The organism is Desulfobotulus sapovorans DSM 2055, assembly GCF_059569355.1.
Map to the genome: position 1 here is coordinate 1 of NZ_JCANVJ010000021.1, position 18223 is coordinate 18223.

Annotated in this window: 14 protein-coding genes and 4 riboswitches; of the genes, 8 read left to right on the plus strand and 6 right to left on the minus strand. The window is 55.6% G+C overall.

Annotated features, from left to right (window positions below):
• Window positions 1-334: 334 nt before the first annotated feature.
• From BR04_RS12815 to BR04_RS12850, 8 genes are all read left to right on the plus strand, one after another.
• The gene (locus BR04_RS12815) at window positions 335-1090 is read left to right on the plus strand and encodes a C39 family peptidase (RefSeq protein ID WP_496356412.1); all 756 of its coding nucleotides are present in this window, start codon (window positions 335-337) and stop codon (window positions 1088-1090) included.
• 19 nt (window positions 1091-1109) lie between these two features.
• A complete protein-coding gene (locus BR04_RS12820; protein WP_496356413.1) occupies window positions 1110-2186 on the plus strand; it encodes a hypothetical protein in 1077 nt (358 codons plus the stop codon).
• 79 nt (window positions 2187-2265) lie between these two features.
• Window positions 2266-4080, plus strand: a complete 1815-nt coding sequence (locus tag BR04_RS12825; protein ID WP_496356414.1) for an OmpP1/FadL family transporter — start codon at window positions 2266-2268, stop codon at window positions 4078-4080.
• 21 nt (window positions 4081-4101) lie between these two features.
• Window positions 4102-5592, plus strand: a complete 1491-nt coding sequence (locus tag BR04_RS12830) for a hypothetical protein (protein WP_496356415.1) — start codon at window positions 4102-4104, stop codon at window positions 5590-5592.
• Window positions 5593-5819: 227 nt separating this feature from the next.
• A riboswitch (cyclic di-GMP riboswitch) is annotated at window positions 5820-5894 on the plus strand.
• 75 nt (window positions 5895-5969) lie between these two features.
• Window positions 5970-6056, plus strand: a riboswitch (cyclic di-GMP riboswitch).
• A gap of 71 nt (window positions 6057-6127) precedes the next feature.
• A riboswitch (cyclic di-GMP riboswitch) is annotated at window positions 6128-6206 on the plus strand.
• A gap of 83 nt (window positions 6207-6289) precedes the next feature.
• A riboswitch (cyclic di-GMP riboswitch) is annotated at window positions 6290-6375 on the plus strand.
• Window positions 6376-6395: 20 nt separating this feature from the next.
• Window positions 6396-6866 carry a DUF6160 family protein gene (locus tag BR04_RS12835; RefSeq protein WP_496356416.1) on the plus strand — a complete coding sequence of 157 codons (471 nt, stop codon included), beginning with the start codon at window positions 6396-6398 and terminating at the stop codon, window positions 6864-6866.
• Between the two features lie 109 nt (window positions 6867-6975).
• Complete coding sequence (locus tag BR04_RS12840; protein WP_496356417.1) at window positions 6976-7827, plus strand: hypothetical protein; 852 nt, start codon at window positions 6976-6978, stop codon at window positions 7825-7827.
• Window positions 7828-7848: 21 nt separating this feature from the next.
• Complete coding sequence (locus tag BR04_RS12845; protein ID WP_496356418.1) at window positions 7849-10116, plus strand: LVIVD repeat-containing protein; 2268 nt, start codon at window positions 7849-7851, stop codon at window positions 10114-10116.
• A 15-nt stretch (window positions 10117-10131) separates the two neighbouring features.
• Window positions 10132-11697, plus strand: coding sequence for a HEAT repeat domain-containing protein (locus BR04_RS12850; protein WP_496356419.1), 1566 nt, complete (start codon window positions 10132-10134; stop codon window positions 11695-11697).
• 219 nt (window positions 11698-11916) lie between these two features.
• Here BR04_RS12850 and BR04_RS12855 read toward each other — a convergent pair whose 3' ends face one another.
• From BR04_RS12855 to BR04_RS12880, 6 genes are all read right to left on the minus strand, one after another.
• Entirely contained in the window at window positions 11917-12741 is an 825-nt protein-coding gene (locus tag BR04_RS12855; protein ID WP_496356420.1) for a hypothetical protein, read from the minus strand.
• Between the two features lie 13 nt (window positions 12742-12754).
• The gene (locus BR04_RS12860; protein ID WP_496356421.1) at window positions 12755-14704 is read right to left on the minus strand and encodes a TonB-dependent receptor; all 1950 of its coding nucleotides are present in this window, start codon (window positions 14702-14704) and stop codon (window positions 12755-12757) included.
• A 1-nt stretch (window position 14705) separates the two neighbouring features.
• Entirely contained in the window at window positions 14706-15479 is a 774-nt protein-coding gene (locus tag BR04_RS12865) for a DUF4465 domain-containing protein (RefSeq protein ID WP_496356422.1), read from the minus strand.
• A gap of 67 nt (window positions 15480-15546) precedes the next feature.
• Entirely contained in the window at window positions 15547-16545 is a 999-nt protein-coding gene (locus BR04_RS12870; protein ID WP_496356423.1) for a FecCD family ABC transporter permease, read from the minus strand.
• Window positions 16545-17324, minus strand: a complete 780-nt coding sequence (locus tag BR04_RS12875; RefSeq protein ID WP_496356424.1) for an ABC transporter ATP-binding protein — start codon at window positions 17322-17324, stop codon at window positions 16545-16547. The genes BR04_RS12870 and BR04_RS12875 overlap by 1 nt, the downstream gene beginning before the upstream one ends.
• Complete coding sequence (locus BR04_RS12880; protein WP_496356425.1) at window positions 17312-18187, minus strand: ABC transporter substrate-binding protein; 876 nt, start codon at window positions 18185-18187, stop codon at window positions 17312-17314. The genes BR04_RS12875 and BR04_RS12880 overlap by 13 nt, the downstream gene beginning before the upstream one ends.
• Between the last annotated feature and the right edge of the window lie 36 nt (window positions 18188-18223).

The following is an 18223-nucleotide window of genomic DNA, read 5'->3' on the forward strand; positions in this document are numbered from 1 at the left end:
CTGGCCCTGGGCGCAGGAGCGCCCGGTAGTGCGTTCCCACGCTGGAGCGTGGGAACGATAGGACAAATCCGATTACCATACTGACTCAGCCATGCAGTCGCAGATTTTGCCCATGCAGCACTAAACCCCTCGTTCCCAGGCTCCAGCGTGGAAACGAGGGCCTCGCAATGTTACCCCCCACCGTTATGAAATGCCGAATGGATATGAAACTTCTGACCTAAAACTTCACCCTTTACACCCATCCCATAAGCTGCTACAAAGCAGAACATTGTTTCAGAAACAAAAATACGTCCTCTCATCGCCCCTAACCCATGAGCCGGAGTTGCATCTCTCCATGCACATTCTCGCCGCCTTTGCCATCTTCCTTGCCTTCACCAGTTCCTTCATTCCGCTTTCCGAAGAAAAGGAGCAGCACACCGTTATCGTGGCAGACCCGGATCAGCGCATTGTGCTGCGGGCTCCCATAATTGCCGATGAAACCATCCACTTCCGCCATCTTGTTCGCCAGAGTTTTGACTATTCCTGCGGATCTGCGGCCCTGGCCACCCTGCTCAACGCCTCCATGGGCGAAAAATTTACGGAACGTCAGGTGATCCATGGGCTTATGGAGTACGGAGACAAGGAACAGATCGCGGCCCGAAGGGCCTTCTCCCTTCTCGACATGAAACGCTTTGTCAATGTGCTGGGTTACAATGGCGCGGGCTACAAGGCCAAAATGGAAAACCTGCTGGATCCCCAGTACTGGCCCGCCATTGTCCCCATACAGATCTTCGACTATCGCCATTTCGTCGTCTTTCGCGGCGTCTATGGAGGCCATGTCTTCATTGCCGATCCCTGGCGGGGCAACAGCAGTTATACCCAGGCCCAGTTTGAATCCATGTGGTATGACAATGTCATGTTCCTCATTTCCGACAAGGAAAACAGGCACGCCAACCTCCTGAAACTGCGCCAGGAGGATCTGCGCTACATTGATGAGGATACGGCTAAATATTTTGTCTTTGAACAGGAAAAACCCTTCAACAGCCCAAGGGCGATGCAGGTTCCGGTAAAGGATGGCCCTCCTTCCGGGGGCTACTTCTACAAACCCTAAGATTCGAGGTTCGGAGATCATGGTGTTCCGCCTTTTATTTCTTATGCTTTTCCTGTGCTGCACGGCCCTGTCGGCCTTCTGCGATGAAAGCGCCGATGCGGGCGCGGATGCAACCCGCCTTCTCGAAGAAAGACTGAAGGAGATGGAAACCTCCCTCAGGCGTCTTCAGGATGAAAGCGATGCCCGGAAAGTTCTCCAGAGTACGGAGGAAGAAAAGTCTGCCCAGGAGGAAGAAATTCTCTCCGCCGCAGGCCGGGATTACACCCTCATGCGACCGGGACGCATGGGGTTTGAATACAACTTCCGGTATACCTATTACAGCTATGACCAGCTTGTGGCCGCAGCAGAAATTGAGCACAAGAGCAACCACACCCTGGAAAACAGCTTTGTCTTTGAAATCCCCATCAAGGAAAACCTCACCCTCAGCACGGATATCCCCTTTACCTACAAAAGTGATAACCAGTCTTCGGACGGCTCTTCCCGCCAGGTATCGGACATCGGGGATTTCGGGGTAGGAATTCAGTACCAGCCTGTCAAGTCCGGGGGCAAGGTGCCCACCACCATCCTCTCCCTCAGGGCAAGCCTTCCCGTGGGCCGCAGCCCCTACGAAATTGATCCGGATAAAGAAATTGCCGTCAGTTCCGGAACCTACAGCCTCACTTCCGGGGTGAACTTCAGCAAGGTGTTTGATCCCATCATCACCTTCGGCGGTTTCAGCTATACCTATTCCCTTCCCGAAAGCGTACGCTACCATGCCAAGGGGTCGAGCGATCCGAGTTACGTTTCCGAAGTGGCCAGGGGGGATCAGTTCGGTTTCAGTGCGGGCTTCGGTTATGCCCTCTCCTACAGACTCAACATCAACCTCAGCTACCAGTACAGCATGAGTATGCGCTCCAAATACACCTGGACCACGGACGAAACACCGGAAAAGTGGGAAACGGAAAGCCCCACCTCCGCCTCCTCGGTCTTCAATCTCGGTACGGGCTGGCGCATTGGCAACAAACGCACCATGAACATCCGCCTCGGCGTGGGTCTCACCAACAATGACCCGGATTTTACCCTGGCCATCCGCCTGCCCTTTGAACTGGTCTTCTGATGGCGAAAAAACTTCCCCGAAAGGGAATACAGCCCTCCCTTAACCGCCAACACCCAACGCTTTCATGGATACCTGCCTTGTGAAAACGATACTGCGGCATCCCCTGCGGGGTAAAAAAAATGGCCTGCTTCCTTCCCCGCCTTCCCTCTCCCGGATGGGCCTGCTTTTTTGTATTTTCTGTCTTCTGCCCCTTTCTGCTGCGGCCAACTTCAACGAACAGGTTGCCATCAGCACCAAGGCCATCTCCCTGGCCAATACGGTTACGGCCGATCCGCCGGGGCTGATGTCCGTGCACTACAACCCTGCGGGCCTGAGTCTGCTGGACGATGGCAAGGTGTTCAGCAACGGCTTCACGGTGGCCCAGATTGTCCGCACAGGCCGCTTCCGGGAAGACCCGGACTTCAAAGGATTTATGGACATGTGGGGCCCCGGCAAACCCTACAATCCGGAGTATCCCAATGATCCCAACAGCGACCACGGCGGTCCCGATCCCCTGCGCAATACGGAAGGCACCACATCGGGCAATATTCTCTATGTACCCTTTTACGGACCCATCAGCCTGCCCGCCCTTCCCGCACCCAACCTCGGTATTTCCAGCAGAACTCCCGGTTCCAGATGGACCTTCGCCTATGCCAACTATGCCGCCTACGGAGGGGGGATTGAACACAAAGATACAGGAGATCCCCTGCGCTTCGGATGCAAATCCCTTTATCTTCAACATATGATTTATGCGGCCCCTTCGGCCAGCTACCAGATTTCAGATACCCTCTCCGTGGGGGTTTCCATCGGTCTGGGCCAGACCGCCATGGGCATTGCCATGGATCAGCGTTCCCCCAACGAGCTGGTGGCCCTTACCCGCGTCATTGGTGACGCCACCCGGGATATGCACATTCCCGTGGTATCGGACATGACCTTTCCCGCCCCCTGGCTGGGCGGGGGCTTAGGGCCGTATGAGCATGTGGCCAGTTTTCAGCTGGATATGCGGGATGACTTTTCCCCCAGCTACAACCTGGGGCTTCTCTGGCAGCCCCACCACCGCTTTTCCTTTGGCATGGTCTACCAGAGTGAAACCCAGTCTGAGATGACAGGCGATTATATTTTTCATTATTCCGATCAGTTCCAGCGTCACATCGACTGGAACGGCGCGACCTCCTATACCATGCAGGGTGCGGGTATTCTGGGCCTTCCCATCAAAGGCGTTCCCTTTCAGGCCGGTACGGTCACCACCACCCAGCGTTTTCCCCAGAGGGTACAGACAGGCATCATGTTCAAGCCCTTCTCCCGCCTCAAATGGCTCTTTGACGTAAACTGGACCAACTGGTCCATCATCAAGGAAGACCGCCTCCAGTTTGACCAGCGGATTCACCTGCTCCAGCTGGTTAAACTTCTGGGCTATACGGGCGGAGAAAGCACCCTGGTGGTAGAACGCAGCCTGAAGGACACCTGGAGTTTCAGCACGGGCCTCGAGTTCATGGTCAGTGAGGCCTTGAGCCTCCGCCTGGGCTATGAGAAACGCCCCACCTCCCTCAACTATGATCTCTTTGACGCCCTCTATTTTCTGCCGGAAAACAATTTCTACGGCACAGGCGCGGAACTGCGCCTGAAAAATGGTCTCACCATCGATCTGGGGCTGGGGCTTCTCGTTGCAGACACGGTAAAAATTGACAACAACCGTTCCACCAACCTCAATTCAACGGATTTTACCAAAATCGTGTACAACCCCTATGCGGGTCTGGATTATGAGCAGGATACCACCATTTACCTGGCATCCTTCACCATCACCATGCCCCTCGAACTGCAAATGGAACTGCTGGAACAGAAAAAGGAAATGGCCCTGAAGCTGATTTCCAAGCTTAAAAAACTCTGGCCCTTTGGTTCCAAAGAAAAAAAATGACCGAAAAATGATGGAGTGCGTATGTATCGTCTGTTTCTGCCCTTGTCCCTTCTGATGTTTTCTGTTTTTCCCGCTGCGGTTCACTGCCAGCCGAGCCTTCACCTCAATGAAGATTTTTTTGGTATGCCTGAGTCCGGCATCCAGATTTTCGGCCTCACCGCAGACGATCATCTGACCCATGTGGCCTATGCCGTACAGGACGATACGGGGATGTTTGTCCGCATGGACAAAGAGGAAGGCCCGCACTTTGAATCCATCCGCAAGGGCACCCCCGTCTTTGGATCCAGGGGCCATGTCATGGCCTATGTGGGGTTTCGGGCCGGAAAAAGCCATGTGATGGTGAATGGGGTGGAAAAAGGGATTTATGACGGGGCGGATACTTTTACCTTCAGCCCGGATGGCAGACATCTGGGCTGGCGCATTGAGATAAAGGGAAAGGGTCAGGCCACGGTACTGGGCAATCACCAGGGCCCCTTTTTCCGTATGATAGATCCCGAAAGTCTTACTCTGAGTGATAAGGGCCGGACAGCCTATGTGGGCCTGGATCCTGCCAAAGGTGCTGTTCTCATGCTGGACGGCAAGGAAATGGGGGCTTTTGAGGCTGTACGGGAGCTGCGTTTTTCCCCGAACGGCAGCTTTGCCTGTGCCGTTAAAAAAGAGGGACAATGGCATCTTTTTCTGGAAACGGGCATGGAAAAGGATGGCCATGACGGTATCCAGTACATCGGCTTTTCTCCGGATGGTCAGCAGCGGGTTCTGGTGCTGCTGCGCAAGGGGAAACTGGCTGTACGTCTCGGGGAGGATACCCATAAAGCCTGGGATACGGTGGGACCTCCCCTCTTTTCTCCGGATGGCAGGCGTCTGGCCTACCCTGCCAGGCAGGGAGATCGCTGGGCCATGGTTGTCGATGAGAAACGGGGAGATAAACATGAACTTCTAGGGCCCCCCATCTTTTCACAGGACAGCAAACGCGTCGCCTGGATGGCCGTGGAAAAAAATAAACAGTTTTATGTGATCAACGGCAAAAAAGAAGAGGCCTACGAGGCTGTAGACGGTTTTGCCTTCCATCCCGTAAAAGGCTTTGCCTACAGGGGACGCAGGGGAGACAAGTGGCACCTCGTCACTGCGGAAGGGCCGGGCCTGCCCCATGATGGCGTCACGCCTCCCCTTTTCCACGAAAATGGACGGCTTCTCTATGGCATTGCCGATGAAGGCCAGCAGCGCCTTGTGGTGGATGGGATTCCCGGCCCGCCCGCAGAGCAGATCAGTCCTGCAGTTTTCAGTCCGGACGGCCAGCATGTGGGCTGTGCTGTCATAGTGGAAAAACAATGGCTTCTGGATATGGATGGTCTGCGGACGCCGGTGGAAAACATCACGGCGTTTCTGAACCAGGCTCCCATGCGCTTTATCGCAGAAAACACCATGCAGGGTCTGGCCTACCAGCTTCCCGGCCCCCGTTTTCTGAGAATTACCGCAACCCTGGAGGAAAAAGAGCAGGAAGCACAGCCCTGAATCCGGACAGCCCCATTTTTCTCTACAAATTTCATTTGACCAGAAGGAAAAAAGCACCTAGAGTAACAGCGTTTACACTTTAAATTATTCAGAAATTTCCACACCGTCTGCACTCCGCGCAGACCACCGTGTTCTTTGACATCGGGAAAGCCTCACATCAAAAAAATCCATGTGCCCTGCAAAGGGATCTTTGCCTTGGCGGGGCACATGGGGGTAAAGGGGTCGTCGAAGCAATGCGCCAAACCATGGGCAACCATGGGACGGAAAGCCACGGGTCCCACCGGGACAGCCGGGCCGCCTCAACCTTCAAGCCAAACCGGGAGCAATTCCGGGACGGAAAGCCACGGGGCCAGCAGGAATAATGCTGGTCAGCCGGGTTGCAGCAAAGCCAAACCATGGGTAACCATGGGACGGAAAGCCACGGATCCAGATCCGCTACATCTCTGGACAGCCGGGTTGCAGCAAAGCCAAACCATGGGCAACCATGGGACGGAAAGCCACGGATCCAGATCCGCTACATCTCTGGACAGCCGGGTTGCAGCAAAGCCAAACCGGGGGTAACCCCGGGACGGAAAGTCACGGATCCGCATTGTGCGGATGGCCGGGCCGCCTGCCGGGTGCACCGGCAGCATTCAGCCAAACCATGGGCAACCATGGGACGGAAAGCCACGGGTCCCACCGGGACAGCCGGGCCGCCTCCTTCTCAAGCCAAACCGGGGGTAACTCCGGGACGGAAAGCCACGGATCCAACAGGAAACTGCTCTGGACAGCCGGGTTGCCTGCAGTACAGAAAGGAGTCCCCTATGAGAACGCTTCGTTTCCTCCTGGTCTTCTGCACAATGACAGCAATCACCCTGTCTACGGCCTTTGCCGGACTGATTGCCATGACAGAAACCGAAATGCATGACGTGACCGCCCAGGCTGGTGTTCTGATTGATGTGGACAACGTCCAGTTCAATTCCGAAATGAAAACCCTTGCTTACGGTAGCGATGAAACCGGATGGATCAGCCTGAATGACGTAAGAATCTCCACTTTCGTCAACAGCGGCAAACCCATCGAGGTGGGCATGGTTACCGAATACAACCCCTATGAAGGACGCACCATGGAAATGCTGAAAATCGACTTTACGGATGTGGATATCCGCATGGACGAACTTTTCATCGGCTCCATCAATATCGGTTCCCGTCCGGGGGAAGGGCCCAGCTTCGGAAGCATCGGCATCACCGGGTTTCACGCCAACATGTCTGGAAACGTGCGCATATGGACCCGATAAGGGTTCTGTGCCTGGGCGATTTCTTTACCCCCTCTTTTTTCAATGGGCTTTCCCGATTTTTCCTTTACTTTTGACAGGTTCCACCTGATCGGGAACCGCAGGAAAGCCCATGCAACGCCTCCTCATCCTGTTTTCATCTCTCATCTGTCTCCTCTGCGCTGTTTCCCAGGTATCGGCAGCGCCCTTTCTTGCTCCGGGACAGATCACCGGCCATGCCGGTCCTGCCGATCCTCCGGAAACCCCGCCCGCAAGGATAATGGTCAGCCTCTCCTTTTTTACCCAGAAAAATCAAAGCTCCACAGGCAGGGAACGCTTCGCCTGGATTGATCCTTCGGATGAAAATCAGGAAGAACGGCACAGGGCCAGAAAATGGCGCAATAAACTGGAAATGCAGGGAATTGAGGTTCGGGGAGGCTATGCCCTTTCCGGCCTGACCCTCTACGGACTTGCGGGTATGGCCCAGACAGACATCCACGCCCATTACATGGACGACACCCGCAATTTCTACGATACCACAACCACCTTCCACGATGAGGCCCACGTCTTTTTCGGTGGCGGACTCACCGCTGCCGTTGCCCGCTGGCAGCCCGATGCGGACAGCGATACCCGCATCGCCCTGGATGCGGATCTGCGCTACCGTTACCACAGCCTCAATCCCGATGATAAACAGAAACGCAGCTACGAAGCGACCTTCCATGAAGCCCAGTTTGCCATGGGTCTCGCCGCCATCATGGAAAAATGGTCTCCCTTCACCGGTATCCGCATCACCTACCTTAGCGGTGAAATGACCTTCAGCGATCCCGGCGAAAATATCCGGGCAACGAAAACCATGGATGCCGGAAAGGACATCGGCTATACCTTCGGCATCCGGTATATGCCCCTTTCCTGGCTGAACCTCACCCTGGCCTCCCGCTACGGTGATGAAACGGGATACCATCTGGAATGCGCCTTTGTTTTCTGAAAAACCTTAAGGAGCCGCACCATGCACACCCTTTTTCGTAAAATTCTGGGGATTTCCGGTCTCCTTCTTTTCTGTATTTTCTGCCTTCAGGCCAGCGCTGCGCCCAGTCTCTACGGACTCATGCGCTGGCCCCAGGGGAGCTTCCGTGCCCTGGCAGGGGATACGGACTACCTCCTTCAGGGCCATGGAGACACCCTCCAGATCTTTGACAGAAAAGATCACAGCCTTGCAGGCTCCCTCTCCCTCCCCCTGAAGGAAGGCATCCGCGCCATCGCTTATGCAGAAGACCAGAAACGCATTTACCTGGCCTGCGGTACAGAAGGCCTGCGCATTGTGAACATGGAAAATCCCGCAGCCCTTTCCGTGACCTCCTACAATCCCAACCCCGTCAATGCAGGGCAGAAGGACGCCAGTGGTACTCTGATTCCCCACACCTTCGGGCCCCTGGGGCTGTTCTATCTTGAGAAGGAACTCTATGTCGCAGACTTCATGTATGGTCTGCGGGTTTTCGATGTCAGCACTCCGGAAGATCCCAAAGAGGTGGCAGCCTACCGTCAGGAACCGCAGACCACGGATCAGAAGGAACAGGAGAAGACGGAAGAGATCAAACAGACAGGAGAACTGAAACAGACGGAAACAACAGCGAAAGCCGAAGGGTCAGCAGGAGGATATTTTCAGGTTTTTGCCCACAAGGAAGGAGTAAAAACCCTGGTTTCCGTGCTGGATCAATACCATGGACTTCGCATCTTTGACCGGAGCGCCGGGGGAGGAAACACGCCATGGAAACCTGCCGCCAGCTATGACATGCGCTCCAGAACCTATTACGGTCAGCTTTCCCGCGTTACGGGACTCTGGGCCGAAGGCCCCAGAGCCTTTGTCACCGATGAGGAATACGGCCTCACCATTCTCCACCTTTTCAAAGAGTCCACCCAGCGGGATACCCTGGAAATCGTCAAGGAGGGTCAGTGCACTATACCGGGAAAAACCGAAGGCAGCCAGGGCAAGGCTGCGGACATTGTCGTCGATACGACAAGGCAGCGGGCCTTTATCGCAGGCACGGCAAAAGGACTTTCCGTTGTGGGTCTCACAAAGCTCTTTGACGGAAACCCGGAGACCCGGGTTCAGGACAGTGACCTGCTCAGGGAAGAAGGCCTGGACGGTCTGGAAGGCAGCCTCAGCATCTGGCAGGCCCCCGGAAACGAACTGTATCTGGCCAGCTATGAGAAAGGTCTCAGCCGCATCACCCTTGGCCCACCCGCCGGGATTGCAGGAGACCTTCCGGCAGCCATGGACATCCGCAATGTACAGTTTGCAGAACCCTTCCTGATTCTCTCCGATCATGGTCTTTTGAAAGGATTTCGCATCATGGATATCAGCAGCATGATTCCGCCGGACTCAAGCGTGACCCTTGTCCCACCTCAGCTTTCGGAAAAAAAGACGGAAGGAGTTCCCATGGCACTGCACATTTCCGGAAAACGCCTTTTCACCGCCGAAGGGGATCAGGGGATCGGCATCCATGATTTCACAGATCCCGCCAATCCCATCCATATTGCTCAAATCCGTAAGACTCAGATTGCCGATCTCGAAAATGTCCGCGAACTCCTCACAAAGGATCATCTGCTTTACTGCCTTGTGGATCAAGGACTTCTGATCCTTGATATTCAGACCCCCGCAAATCCTGTAAAAAAAGGGCTGCTTGGAGAATTCACTCAGGCTGCCGCCCTTTCCATGGAAAACGAGACCCTCTGGGTGGCCAATGTCAATGAACTGGTAGCCCTGTCCCTTGTCGACCCCGCTTCACCGGTAAAAACAAAAACCCTTCCCCTTAAGGAAGCTCCCAAGGCACTCTGGGCTGACGGGGCACGGGTTCTGGTGGCTGGAAACAAGGCGGGCCTTTTTGTCCATGAAAAAACAAGCGGCCTGGAAGCCTGGGTTCCCCTGAAGGACGGGGCCAGCGCTCTGCATGTCTTCGCCATGGAAGACATGGCTTTTGTTTCCTGTGGTGAGCAGGGAGTGCAGATGGTGGATCTGAAGGCAAACGACGGCCCAGCTGTGGTCAAAACCATGGACAGCTACGGGAATACCCGGAGAGGCGCCGGGGTTGGCCAGAATCTTTACATGGCCGAGGGTACGGGGGGTCTTTCCGTGCTGCGCTTCGCCCTTTCCGAAGCCTCCCCCACCCCCCTTCCCAGTGTCCGAACCAGCAGCAAATCCTGTTTTCTGGACAGCCTTTCCGGACATTTTTCGGGGAATGCTTCAGAAAACTTTCTGGATCGTCTTTTGAAATAATGCAGGAGGGCATACATGAAGATCCGCCTTGTTCTCATAGGATGTCTCGTCAGCACCGGTATCTCCATGGCGGGGATCCTGCTGGTCATGAAAAACGATCTTATGCTCGCCCAGGCAGGAGAAAGACCTTCGGGCGCTGCGGTTAAATATTTTTTTATTGAACCGTCCCCAAGCGATGCTGCTCCAAAAACCATTCCGGAAGAAACAGAAAAAACCACGCCTTCCGATGAAAACAGGCCGGAAAATACCCCGGTGGCCGCAGCAGAAACCGATAGGCCTTCTGAAGCACAGCCTCCGGAAAATCTGCCGCTTCATAAGGAAAAAACAGGCCTTCCCGCCGAAGAAGAAAATCTTTTACGCAGCATTGATATTCCGCCTGGAGAGGGGGAAACACGGGTACACATCCTTGCAGGTAAAAAGATTCCCTCTACCCGGATCTTCATTCTCCAGAATCCTCCCCGTCTGGTGCTGGACCTTGAGGGGCTGAAATCCCCCTTTCAGGGAGAACAGCGACAACACGCTACAAGAACACCTGTACAACAGATCCGCCATTTCGCCCATGACAACAAGGTACGTGTTGTTCTGGATATGGAAGAAAACTGGCCGGGAACCTACAGCACCCAGGATCTGGAAAACGGCCTGGAAATCCGTCTGGGGCATGGAAAAGGTACCCTTGCCGAAGGACACAGCCCGGATGACAAGGGAGGTGTCCCGCTTGCGGCTCCCGGTCTGACCCGGACAAGCCCCGCCCTTGCCGTAGCCGTCAAAACCATAGCTGTGTCCCCTGAAAACACACCGGATCCGGCAGCCTCCCAGATTTCCCCGCCGGTGGAAACGGAGACAGCAGACGCAGACGTCGCATTGGGGTACCCAGAAGACACCCAGGCCATGGAAACTGAAACAGCAGAAGTAGAAATCCTTCCTGAACTGACAGAGCAACAAAAGAAACTGCAATATTTTCAATCCCGTCTTGCTCAGGCCGTGGAAAAGGCCCACTGGCTGGAACCCCAGGATATTCTTCTGCGTCTCCGGAAATTTGGCGACGGTGGCCGGGAACTGATTCCCGTTATTACAGACATCCTCGAAAAACGGGATCATCCCTATGCCCAGTACCGCTTTACCCAGAAGGCCGCTCTGGAAACCCTGGGAGCCATACAGCCTGAAGCTGAAGACGTGAAAAAACTGGAGCCTCTCCTTGTCTCCTACCTTTCTGAACGGCATTTTGCCCTGCGAAAAGCCACAGTGACCACCATGGGACAGATCGGCATTCAGGGAGAAGAGGCGTATCGGGCACTCTGCAAAACGGCAAAGTCCGACGCCTCATCCCCCGTACGGGAAGCGGCGGTCATAGCCATGGGCCGCACCGCAGCCGTTTTACGGGCGGATGGCTTTGAAGTGCTGGTGGAAAAAACCCGGGATAAAAACAGCCATGTGCGTCTGGCCGCTGTCCGGATACTCTCCGGACTGACGGAAAAAAACCCCGAGGCTCTGAAACCTCTGGAGCAGGCCTGCATGGATCTGAATGCGGAGGTTCGTCTGGTGGCTTCAGCAGCCCTTGGGGAAGCGCCAGCCCATCCATAAAACCAGCCAGTCGCCACAAATTTTACCCTTACAGCATTAAATCCCATCGTTCCCACGCTGGCGCATGGGAACGATAACTTTGGCTCAACCCCTACCTTTCTGGATTTTTTGGGGAAATTTAACGCTTGGGATTATTTCTCAACGGAATGGTACAGGATCAAGGGCAAAACCTGAAACTGCAAGGCTGAGTCAAAGGAACAATCAGAAAAAAAACACTGCTCATGGTCGCAGAAGCCCTCCCAGAAAGCAGCCCCCCTCCCCACCCAGCCCCCTTGCCACCAGAGGACTGTCTTCTTCGGATTCTCCCTCCCCATCCGTTTCCCCAGACGGCATACCGGAAAGCAGGGCCAGACCATCAAGGTCGAAACCTGCTGAAATCCGGGTAGGATAGGGAGCATAGACAGGATTTCCGAAACTGTCCTGCGTACTGCCATCTCCCACCACATCCACAAGGCGGACATAAGAAATCCGGGAAAGATCCACCTTTCCGGAAAGCACCTCCTGGGTCTCGAGAAGTTCCCCCAGGTCAAAGGGAGTGGCAAAACCGGCCCGGTATTTCCCCGCAAATCCCTGAATATCCGTTGGATCCACATGGCCAAAGGCATGTACGGGATTCCGGGTCAGAGAGTGGGTGGGAAAACGCACAAAGCTCTGACCGTCCGTGGAGACTTCCACAAAAGCCAGTTCTAAAAAGGTATCACTGAAACTGTTGCCGAACACAGCAAAATCCCAGCCTTTCTGGTCTGCAAAGGGGGCATCAAAGGTCAGAACAAGACTGCCCCCCCTGCCCAGGGATACCACATCCGTTGGCACACCACTGGCAGGGCCCAGAACCCGATCCGGATTTTTCCAGGGATCTTCCACGGCCTCACCGGGCAGGTACTCCCGCCATCCCGTGGCCCATGCCCGGACGCTTTCATGACTGAGGGGCAGGGCTTCAGAACCCAAACGTCCCGCCTCCGGCGCATAAGGCCCTGCAAACACCAAAGAATGGATGCCCAACACCAGAAAACTGCCAAAACACACCCGCAATAAAGTCCCCATACAGCAATCCTTTTTAAAAGGAAAAGGTCAGACCCGCCCGCAGATGCCGTCCCGGCATGGGATAGTCAGCGCCGGAGTAGGCAGCCAGAGCATAGGCCGTATCCAGAAGATTGTTCATCTCCACAAAAACATCCAGGGGACGCTGTCGCAGGCAAAAACGCAGATCCCAGAGACTGTAAGGATCCAGGGTTTTTTCCCTGTTTTCCGTATCGTTGCCGTCATAGCGTTTGCCGTACCAGCGACCTCCCAGATACAGGCCAAAGGCTTCCACCGGCTCCCAGGCAAGCTGCACCCCCCCATGCAGCTCCGGTGTCAGGGGAATAACCGTATCCCTACCCGCAAAACGGGCCTCCATCCAGGTAACATCCAGCCGAAACGTCCAGGAAGGCAAAGGATAAAGACTCAGGCTGGCTTCCAGCCCCCGCCGTTCCGTTTCCTCTCCATAGTTCCGGTTCTCCTGGAGCAGGGTATCATAATGGATCTCGTCTTCCACGGTCATGGAAAAGAATCCCAGATCCAGCCGCAGCGTTCCGGGAACAAAGGAGCGCAGCCCCAGCTCCCAGTGCCGTCCTTTCTGGGGAGACAGATCCGAAGCCGACTGGGCCATTTCATCCACATTGGGACTGCGGAAACTGGCGGCAAAGGAGGTATAAAGGGTCAGCCAGGGCCAGACCTCATGGGTCAGACCCAGATCCCAGGCTTCCATGTCCCAGCTCTTGTCCTGAGCCTGGTGCTGCCGCCAGCCCTGATTCCTGAGACGATCCAGGCGGTATTCTCCCCGCACCCGCTGCCGCCTTGCCCCGAGGGAGAGGGAAAGCTTTTCCCCAAGGGCCAGATCTGCCAAAAAAAAGCCCCCCAGCGCCCGTATGCGGCCATTATGGCGCTGGGCCAGGTTGGGATCAGGGTCGGTACGCGTATAATGGCTTTCCTGATGATCCAGCCCCAGGTGAATACGACGCAAGAGCTCCCTTCCCAGAAAAGGAAAATCATAATCCAGCCGTGCCGTTTTTTCCGTAGCGCGGATCTGCACGGGAAAAGAACCGGAGGCCAGGGCCGCTGTTCTGCCCGTCATGTCCAGAGTCTGATTGCTGTAGCGCAGGCTGCGCTGCATCCTGACCTTACCCCAGCCCCCCAGATCCATCCCCGCCTGACCAGACACCCTTTTTTCAAGACTTTCTCCCCGATCCAGGGGCGTGGACGCGCTGCGCACATCCTCTCCTTCGGAAACCGGGCCTGCCAGCCCCCAGGCATCGCTGTGTACCTGGCCAGAAAGCCGGAAATCAACGGGGCTTTTCTGATGGGAAAAAATATCCAGACCCGCATCCTTTGAAAAAAAATCGCTGTTTTCCCGGAATCCGTCAGTCTTTTCCTGCCCTGCCCGGAAACGCAGTCCCACCCTCCCCTCTCCAGCGGAGATCTGAAAACGGTTTTTCTGATAGCCGAAACTGCCCGTTTCCGTCCTGAGCGACGCTGCGGGTTTTTCATCCCTGCGGGTAAAAATCCGTACCACTCCCCCAACGGCTCCATCGCCCCAGGTTACGCTCCCTGCCCCCCGATGGATCTCGATGCGCTCCACATCGGAAAGGGCAATGGCAGAAAAATCCACGGCGGAAAGGTCTTTGGCATTCAGGGGAATATCATCAAGAAGCACCAGCACATTGCTGGAAAAGGTATCCCCCATGCCCCGAATATCCAAACCTCCGGATTTGCCCGCCCCTCCCCTGGGTGTAATCCCGGCCTCCCGGCTGAGAAGATCCTCCAGACGCGCACCGGGAATACGCTCCAGATCCTCCCGGTACAGAACCCTTACCGGTCTTGAAAAATCCGTTTCCGCCCTTTCCTCCCTCCCGGCAAGCACATGCAGGGCATCGAGCTGAACGGAAGCGCCCTCCCTGGCCAGAGAAGGCGAAACGAGAACACAGAAAAAAAACAGAAAAGACCACAGCCCTGACCGTCTTTTCATCCTAGAATCCCAGCACCTGGATAAAACAGGCCGCCTCAGGGTTCCCATTCTCATCCTCCCCGTTCTCATCCACAAGCTTCGGCCCGCCCACATTGTCCAGGGCAAAATAAGCGGGGGTGTTCATCCCCCAGTCCCCCTCATCCGTTGAGTCCAGATGAAAAGTCAGACGTTTCACCCGGCCCAGGGCAGCAAGATCCACCCACCGCCAGTCCTTGAGAAGGAAATTTCCGGATTCCCGAAAATCCGCAAGATAGATTTCCACCGAACCCGTCTCCTTTTCCTCCGCATCCACACCCTTGATGGTGAGTTTAAACCAGTCTCCCGGCCCGAATTTTTTGGCAAAATCATCCCCGTTTTTCATGGACAGATAGGCATAGGTGGTGTTGGTCACGTAGAAACCTGCAAGTGTATCCGGGCTGTCCAGAATCAGTTCCGTATCCTGCATCCCCTGATAGGCAACGGCGTAGGTGGCCGAACCGCCCGCGCCCTCTCCCGGGATGGCGCTGTACTGATTGGCATAGCCCGGTGTCCAGGTATCCTGTTTCTCTGAAACGGAAAAACCACTCCAGGAGTCCCAGTCCGTATTGTACGCATTGACAAAAAAAAGATCCCCGGAACGTATCCCCCCACTCTCGTCGCTGCCGTTCCAGTACCCATCCTTCAACAGGGAGCGCTCCACATCCTCAAAGCTTGCGGAAACCGCCCAGGAAACCATGGGAAAAATTAACATCAGAAAAACCCACACAAAGGCCCTGACCCCAAAACGTATACGCATTGCACACCTCCTTTAAAAAAAATCCGGTTCGTATTTCCGTATATCTTCCATGGCCCTGAACAGGCCCTTATCCGCTCTCACGCAGCCAGAGCATCCGCAAAAAAAGTGGGCCTCCGATGAGGGCCGTAAGAATCCCAACGGGCATTTCCGCAGGTGCTGCCAAGGTTCTGGCCAGCATGTCACAAAAAGCAAGAAACGCCCCCCCCGCCAGGGCGGAAAACCAGAGTCCGAAACGCAGATCCGGCCCGGAAATCTTGCGCACCATCCAGGGAACAATGAGGCCCACAAAACCGATGGGCCCGGATATGGCCACAGCCGCCCCCACCAAGAGACCCGTTGCCAGACAGACCCGGAGCCTTACCCTGCCCACCTCCACCCCATGGGCCAGGGCCAGACCAGGATCCAGAGCCATAAGATTCAGGGCCGCTCCCAAAGGAAAAAGCAAAAGTCCCCCTGCCAGCATAAAGGGCAGCATGGTCACAAGGCTCTCCCAGCCCACCACATCCAGTCCGCCCATGAGCCAGCGGTCCATGACCACAAGCCGGGAAGGATCCACACGGTAGCGGATCAGAAGCATCAGGGCTCCACAAAGAATATTCAGGGTCACGCCAGCCAGAATCACCGTTTCCGTTGCGCTCCCAAAACGGGAAGCCATTTTGAGAGAAAGCCCCACGGCAACCATGGCCCCCGCAAAAGCAAGGATCTGCACCGAAGAAAAGGCCCCCCAGTATACAAGCAGGGGAGAACAGGAAAGGGCTGTGGAAGCTCCCAGGGCAGCGCATCCTGCAATGCCCAGCACAAAAGGCTCGGCCAGGGGATTTTCCAGAATCACCTGAAGGGCGGCACCACAGGCGGCAAGGCCCATGCCGCAGAAAAAGGCCAGAACAAGCCTTGGAAGACGATGATGGCAGAAAATTTCCACGGCCAGCGGTCTCTTCTCAATAAAAAGCTCCAGAAAAGCCGAGGGCGATGTGCTCTCCGCCCCGAAAAAGGGCAGCAAAATAAGGGCGGCAAGGACGAGCAGCCCATACCCTCCTGCATGCAGCCAGGGACGCTTTGTCTCCATTATGCCTCCCTCAGGGGCAGCAGTACCGAGCCGCCCCTGCCATCGGGATGGGGCCAGCAGGCCATGGATCCTCCACAGGAGGCCGCCAGTGCTCCGGAACGCAGCACCACCTCGGGCGACCCATCCGCCAGAATCTTCCCCCCTTCCATGAACACCATGCGGTGACCAAAGGCAGCGGCAAGGTTGATATCATGGCTGACCACAAGAACCGCATTCCCCTCCCCTGCCGCCTCCCGCAGACGTCTGAAAAGATCCGCACCATGATGGGGATCCAGCCCCGTACTGGGTTCATCCAGAAGCAGAATTTCCGGCTTCCGGGACAAAACCGAGGCCAGCAGCACCCGCTGACGTTCTCCTCCGGAAAGGGTCGCAAAGGAACGTTTTGCAAGATGCAGGGTTTCCGTTTTTTCCATGGCTCCGATCACGGCTTCCCGGCTGACCCGCTTCCCATGCTGTCCGCCATCAAGACAAAAGCGTCCCATGGCTACCACCCTTTCCACGCTGAAGGTGTAGAGAGAACGCACTTCCTGGGGCAGGTAACCAAGCCTTGCGGCAATCTCTCTGCGGTTCATCCCCTTCAGGGGAAGACCCTGCACAAAAAGTTCTCCCCCGGATGCGGGAAGCACCGCCGCCAGAAGCTGCATGAAGGTGGATTTTCCACTGCCATTGGAGCCCACAATGCAGCAGAGCTCCCCTGGATGCAGGCTGAAGGAAAGTGGACCAAGAGAAAAACCTGCCCTGCGGGAAAAAAAAAGATGCTCTGCCCTCAATCCTTCCATGGCAGGGTCTTTTCCAGGGTTTCCCCCAAAAGGGTTGCAGCCTCGGCAATACGGGGACCGGGCAGGAGAAAACGGGAGTCCCGCAGCAGTACAATCCGGTGATGACGTACAGCGGAAACGGAAGCCAAGGCCTGCCAGCCGGCAAGAAGCACCTTCTCCTCCACGGCCTCTTCTCCGGGCATAAACTCCAGGATCAGCTCAGGATTTCGCATCAGAATACTTTCCTTGGAAACCGTTGGATACCGCTGGGCCTGATCCCCGAAAATATTCTCTCCCCCCACCAGGGAAAGAAGTTCCGTAAGATAGGTCTCTCTGCCTGCTGTCAGGATCTGGGAAAGGGTTCCCGGTGTTCTTCCCAGCACCAGCAGCACCCGAACCGGTTTTTCCCGGTAAAAACGGGCGCCAAGGGCATCCAGATCCCGATTCAGTCTGTTTACAAGCTCCGCAGCCCTGTCTTCCCTTTCCAGAGTTTTTCCCACAAGAAGAATACCGTCGAGAATGGAATCCCGGTCTTCCATGGCCAGGGCCAGCACGGCAATCCCCCGCTTATGGCAATAGGCCTGGAGCTTTTCATGTTGGCCCTGTACCAGTACAAGATCCGGTTTCAGGGTGGCAATACGCTCCAGGTTGGGATTGAAATAGCCACCTGCAGAGGGAAGGTGCAGGGCCTCCTGCGGAAAAACCGTATATTCGGGAATCCCCACCACCAGCTCTCCCGCCCCCAGGGCAAAAACCGTTTCCACAAGGTTGGGAGCCATAGGCAGCAGTCGCATATCCTGAGCCAGGGCTGAAAGAGGGATACCGGAGACAAGGTAAAGGATGAGGCTGAATCGGGTGAAAAAAAGGGATAGCTTCTGCATCATGATGGGGTCGCCTGGCTGCAGGGTCAGAAAACAGGG

Coding starts and splice junctions, on each gene's coding strand:
- BR04_RS12815 (WP_496356412.1), top strand. CDS start 335: ATGCACATTCTCGCCGCCTTTGCCATCTTCCTTGCCTTCACCAGTTCC.
- BR04_RS12820 (WP_496356413.1), top strand. CDS start 1,110: ATGGTGTTCCGCCTTTTATTTCTTATGCTTTTCCTGTGCTGCACGGCC.
- BR04_RS12830 (WP_496356415.1), top strand. CDS start 4,102: ATGTATCGTCTGTTTCTGCCCTTGTCCCTTCTGATGTTTTCTGTTTTT.
- BR04_RS12835 (WP_496356416.1), top strand. CDS start 6,396: ATGAGAACGCTTCGTTTCCTCCTGGTCTTCTGCACAATGACAGCAATC.
- BR04_RS12840 (WP_496356417.1), top strand. CDS start 6,976: ATGCAACGCCTCCTCATCCTGTTTTCATCTCTCATCTGTCTCCTCTGC.
- BR04_RS12845 (WP_496356418.1), top strand. CDS start 7,849: ATGCACACCCTTTTTCGTAAAATTCTGGGGATTTCCGGTCTCCTTCTT.
- BR04_RS12850 (WP_496356419.1), top strand. CDS start 10,132: ATGAAGATCCGCCTTGTTCTCATAGGATGTCTCGTCAGCACCGGTATC.
- BR04_RS12855 (WP_496356420.1), bottom strand. CDS start 12,741: ATGGGGACTTTATTGCGGGTGTGTTTTGGCAGTTTTCTGGTGTTGGGC.
- BR04_RS12860 (WP_496356421.1), bottom strand. CDS start 14,704: ATGAAAAGACGGTCAGGGCTGTGGTCTTTTCTGTTTTTTTTCTGTGTT.
- BR04_RS12865 (WP_496356422.1), bottom strand. CDS start 15,479: ATGCGTATACGTTTTGGGGTCAGGGCCTTTGTGTGGGTTTTTCTGATG.
- BR04_RS12870 (WP_496356423.1), bottom strand. CDS start 16,545: ATGGAGACAAAGCGTCCCTGGCTGCATGCAGGAGGGTATGGGCTGCTC.
- BR04_RS12875 (WP_496356424.1), bottom strand. CDS start 17,324: ATGGAAGGATTGAGGGCAGAGCATCTTTTTTTTTCCCGCAGGGCAGGT.
- BR04_RS12880 (WP_496356425.1), bottom strand. CDS start 18,187: ATGATGCAGAAGCTATCCCTTTTTTTCACCCGATTCAGCCTCATCCTT.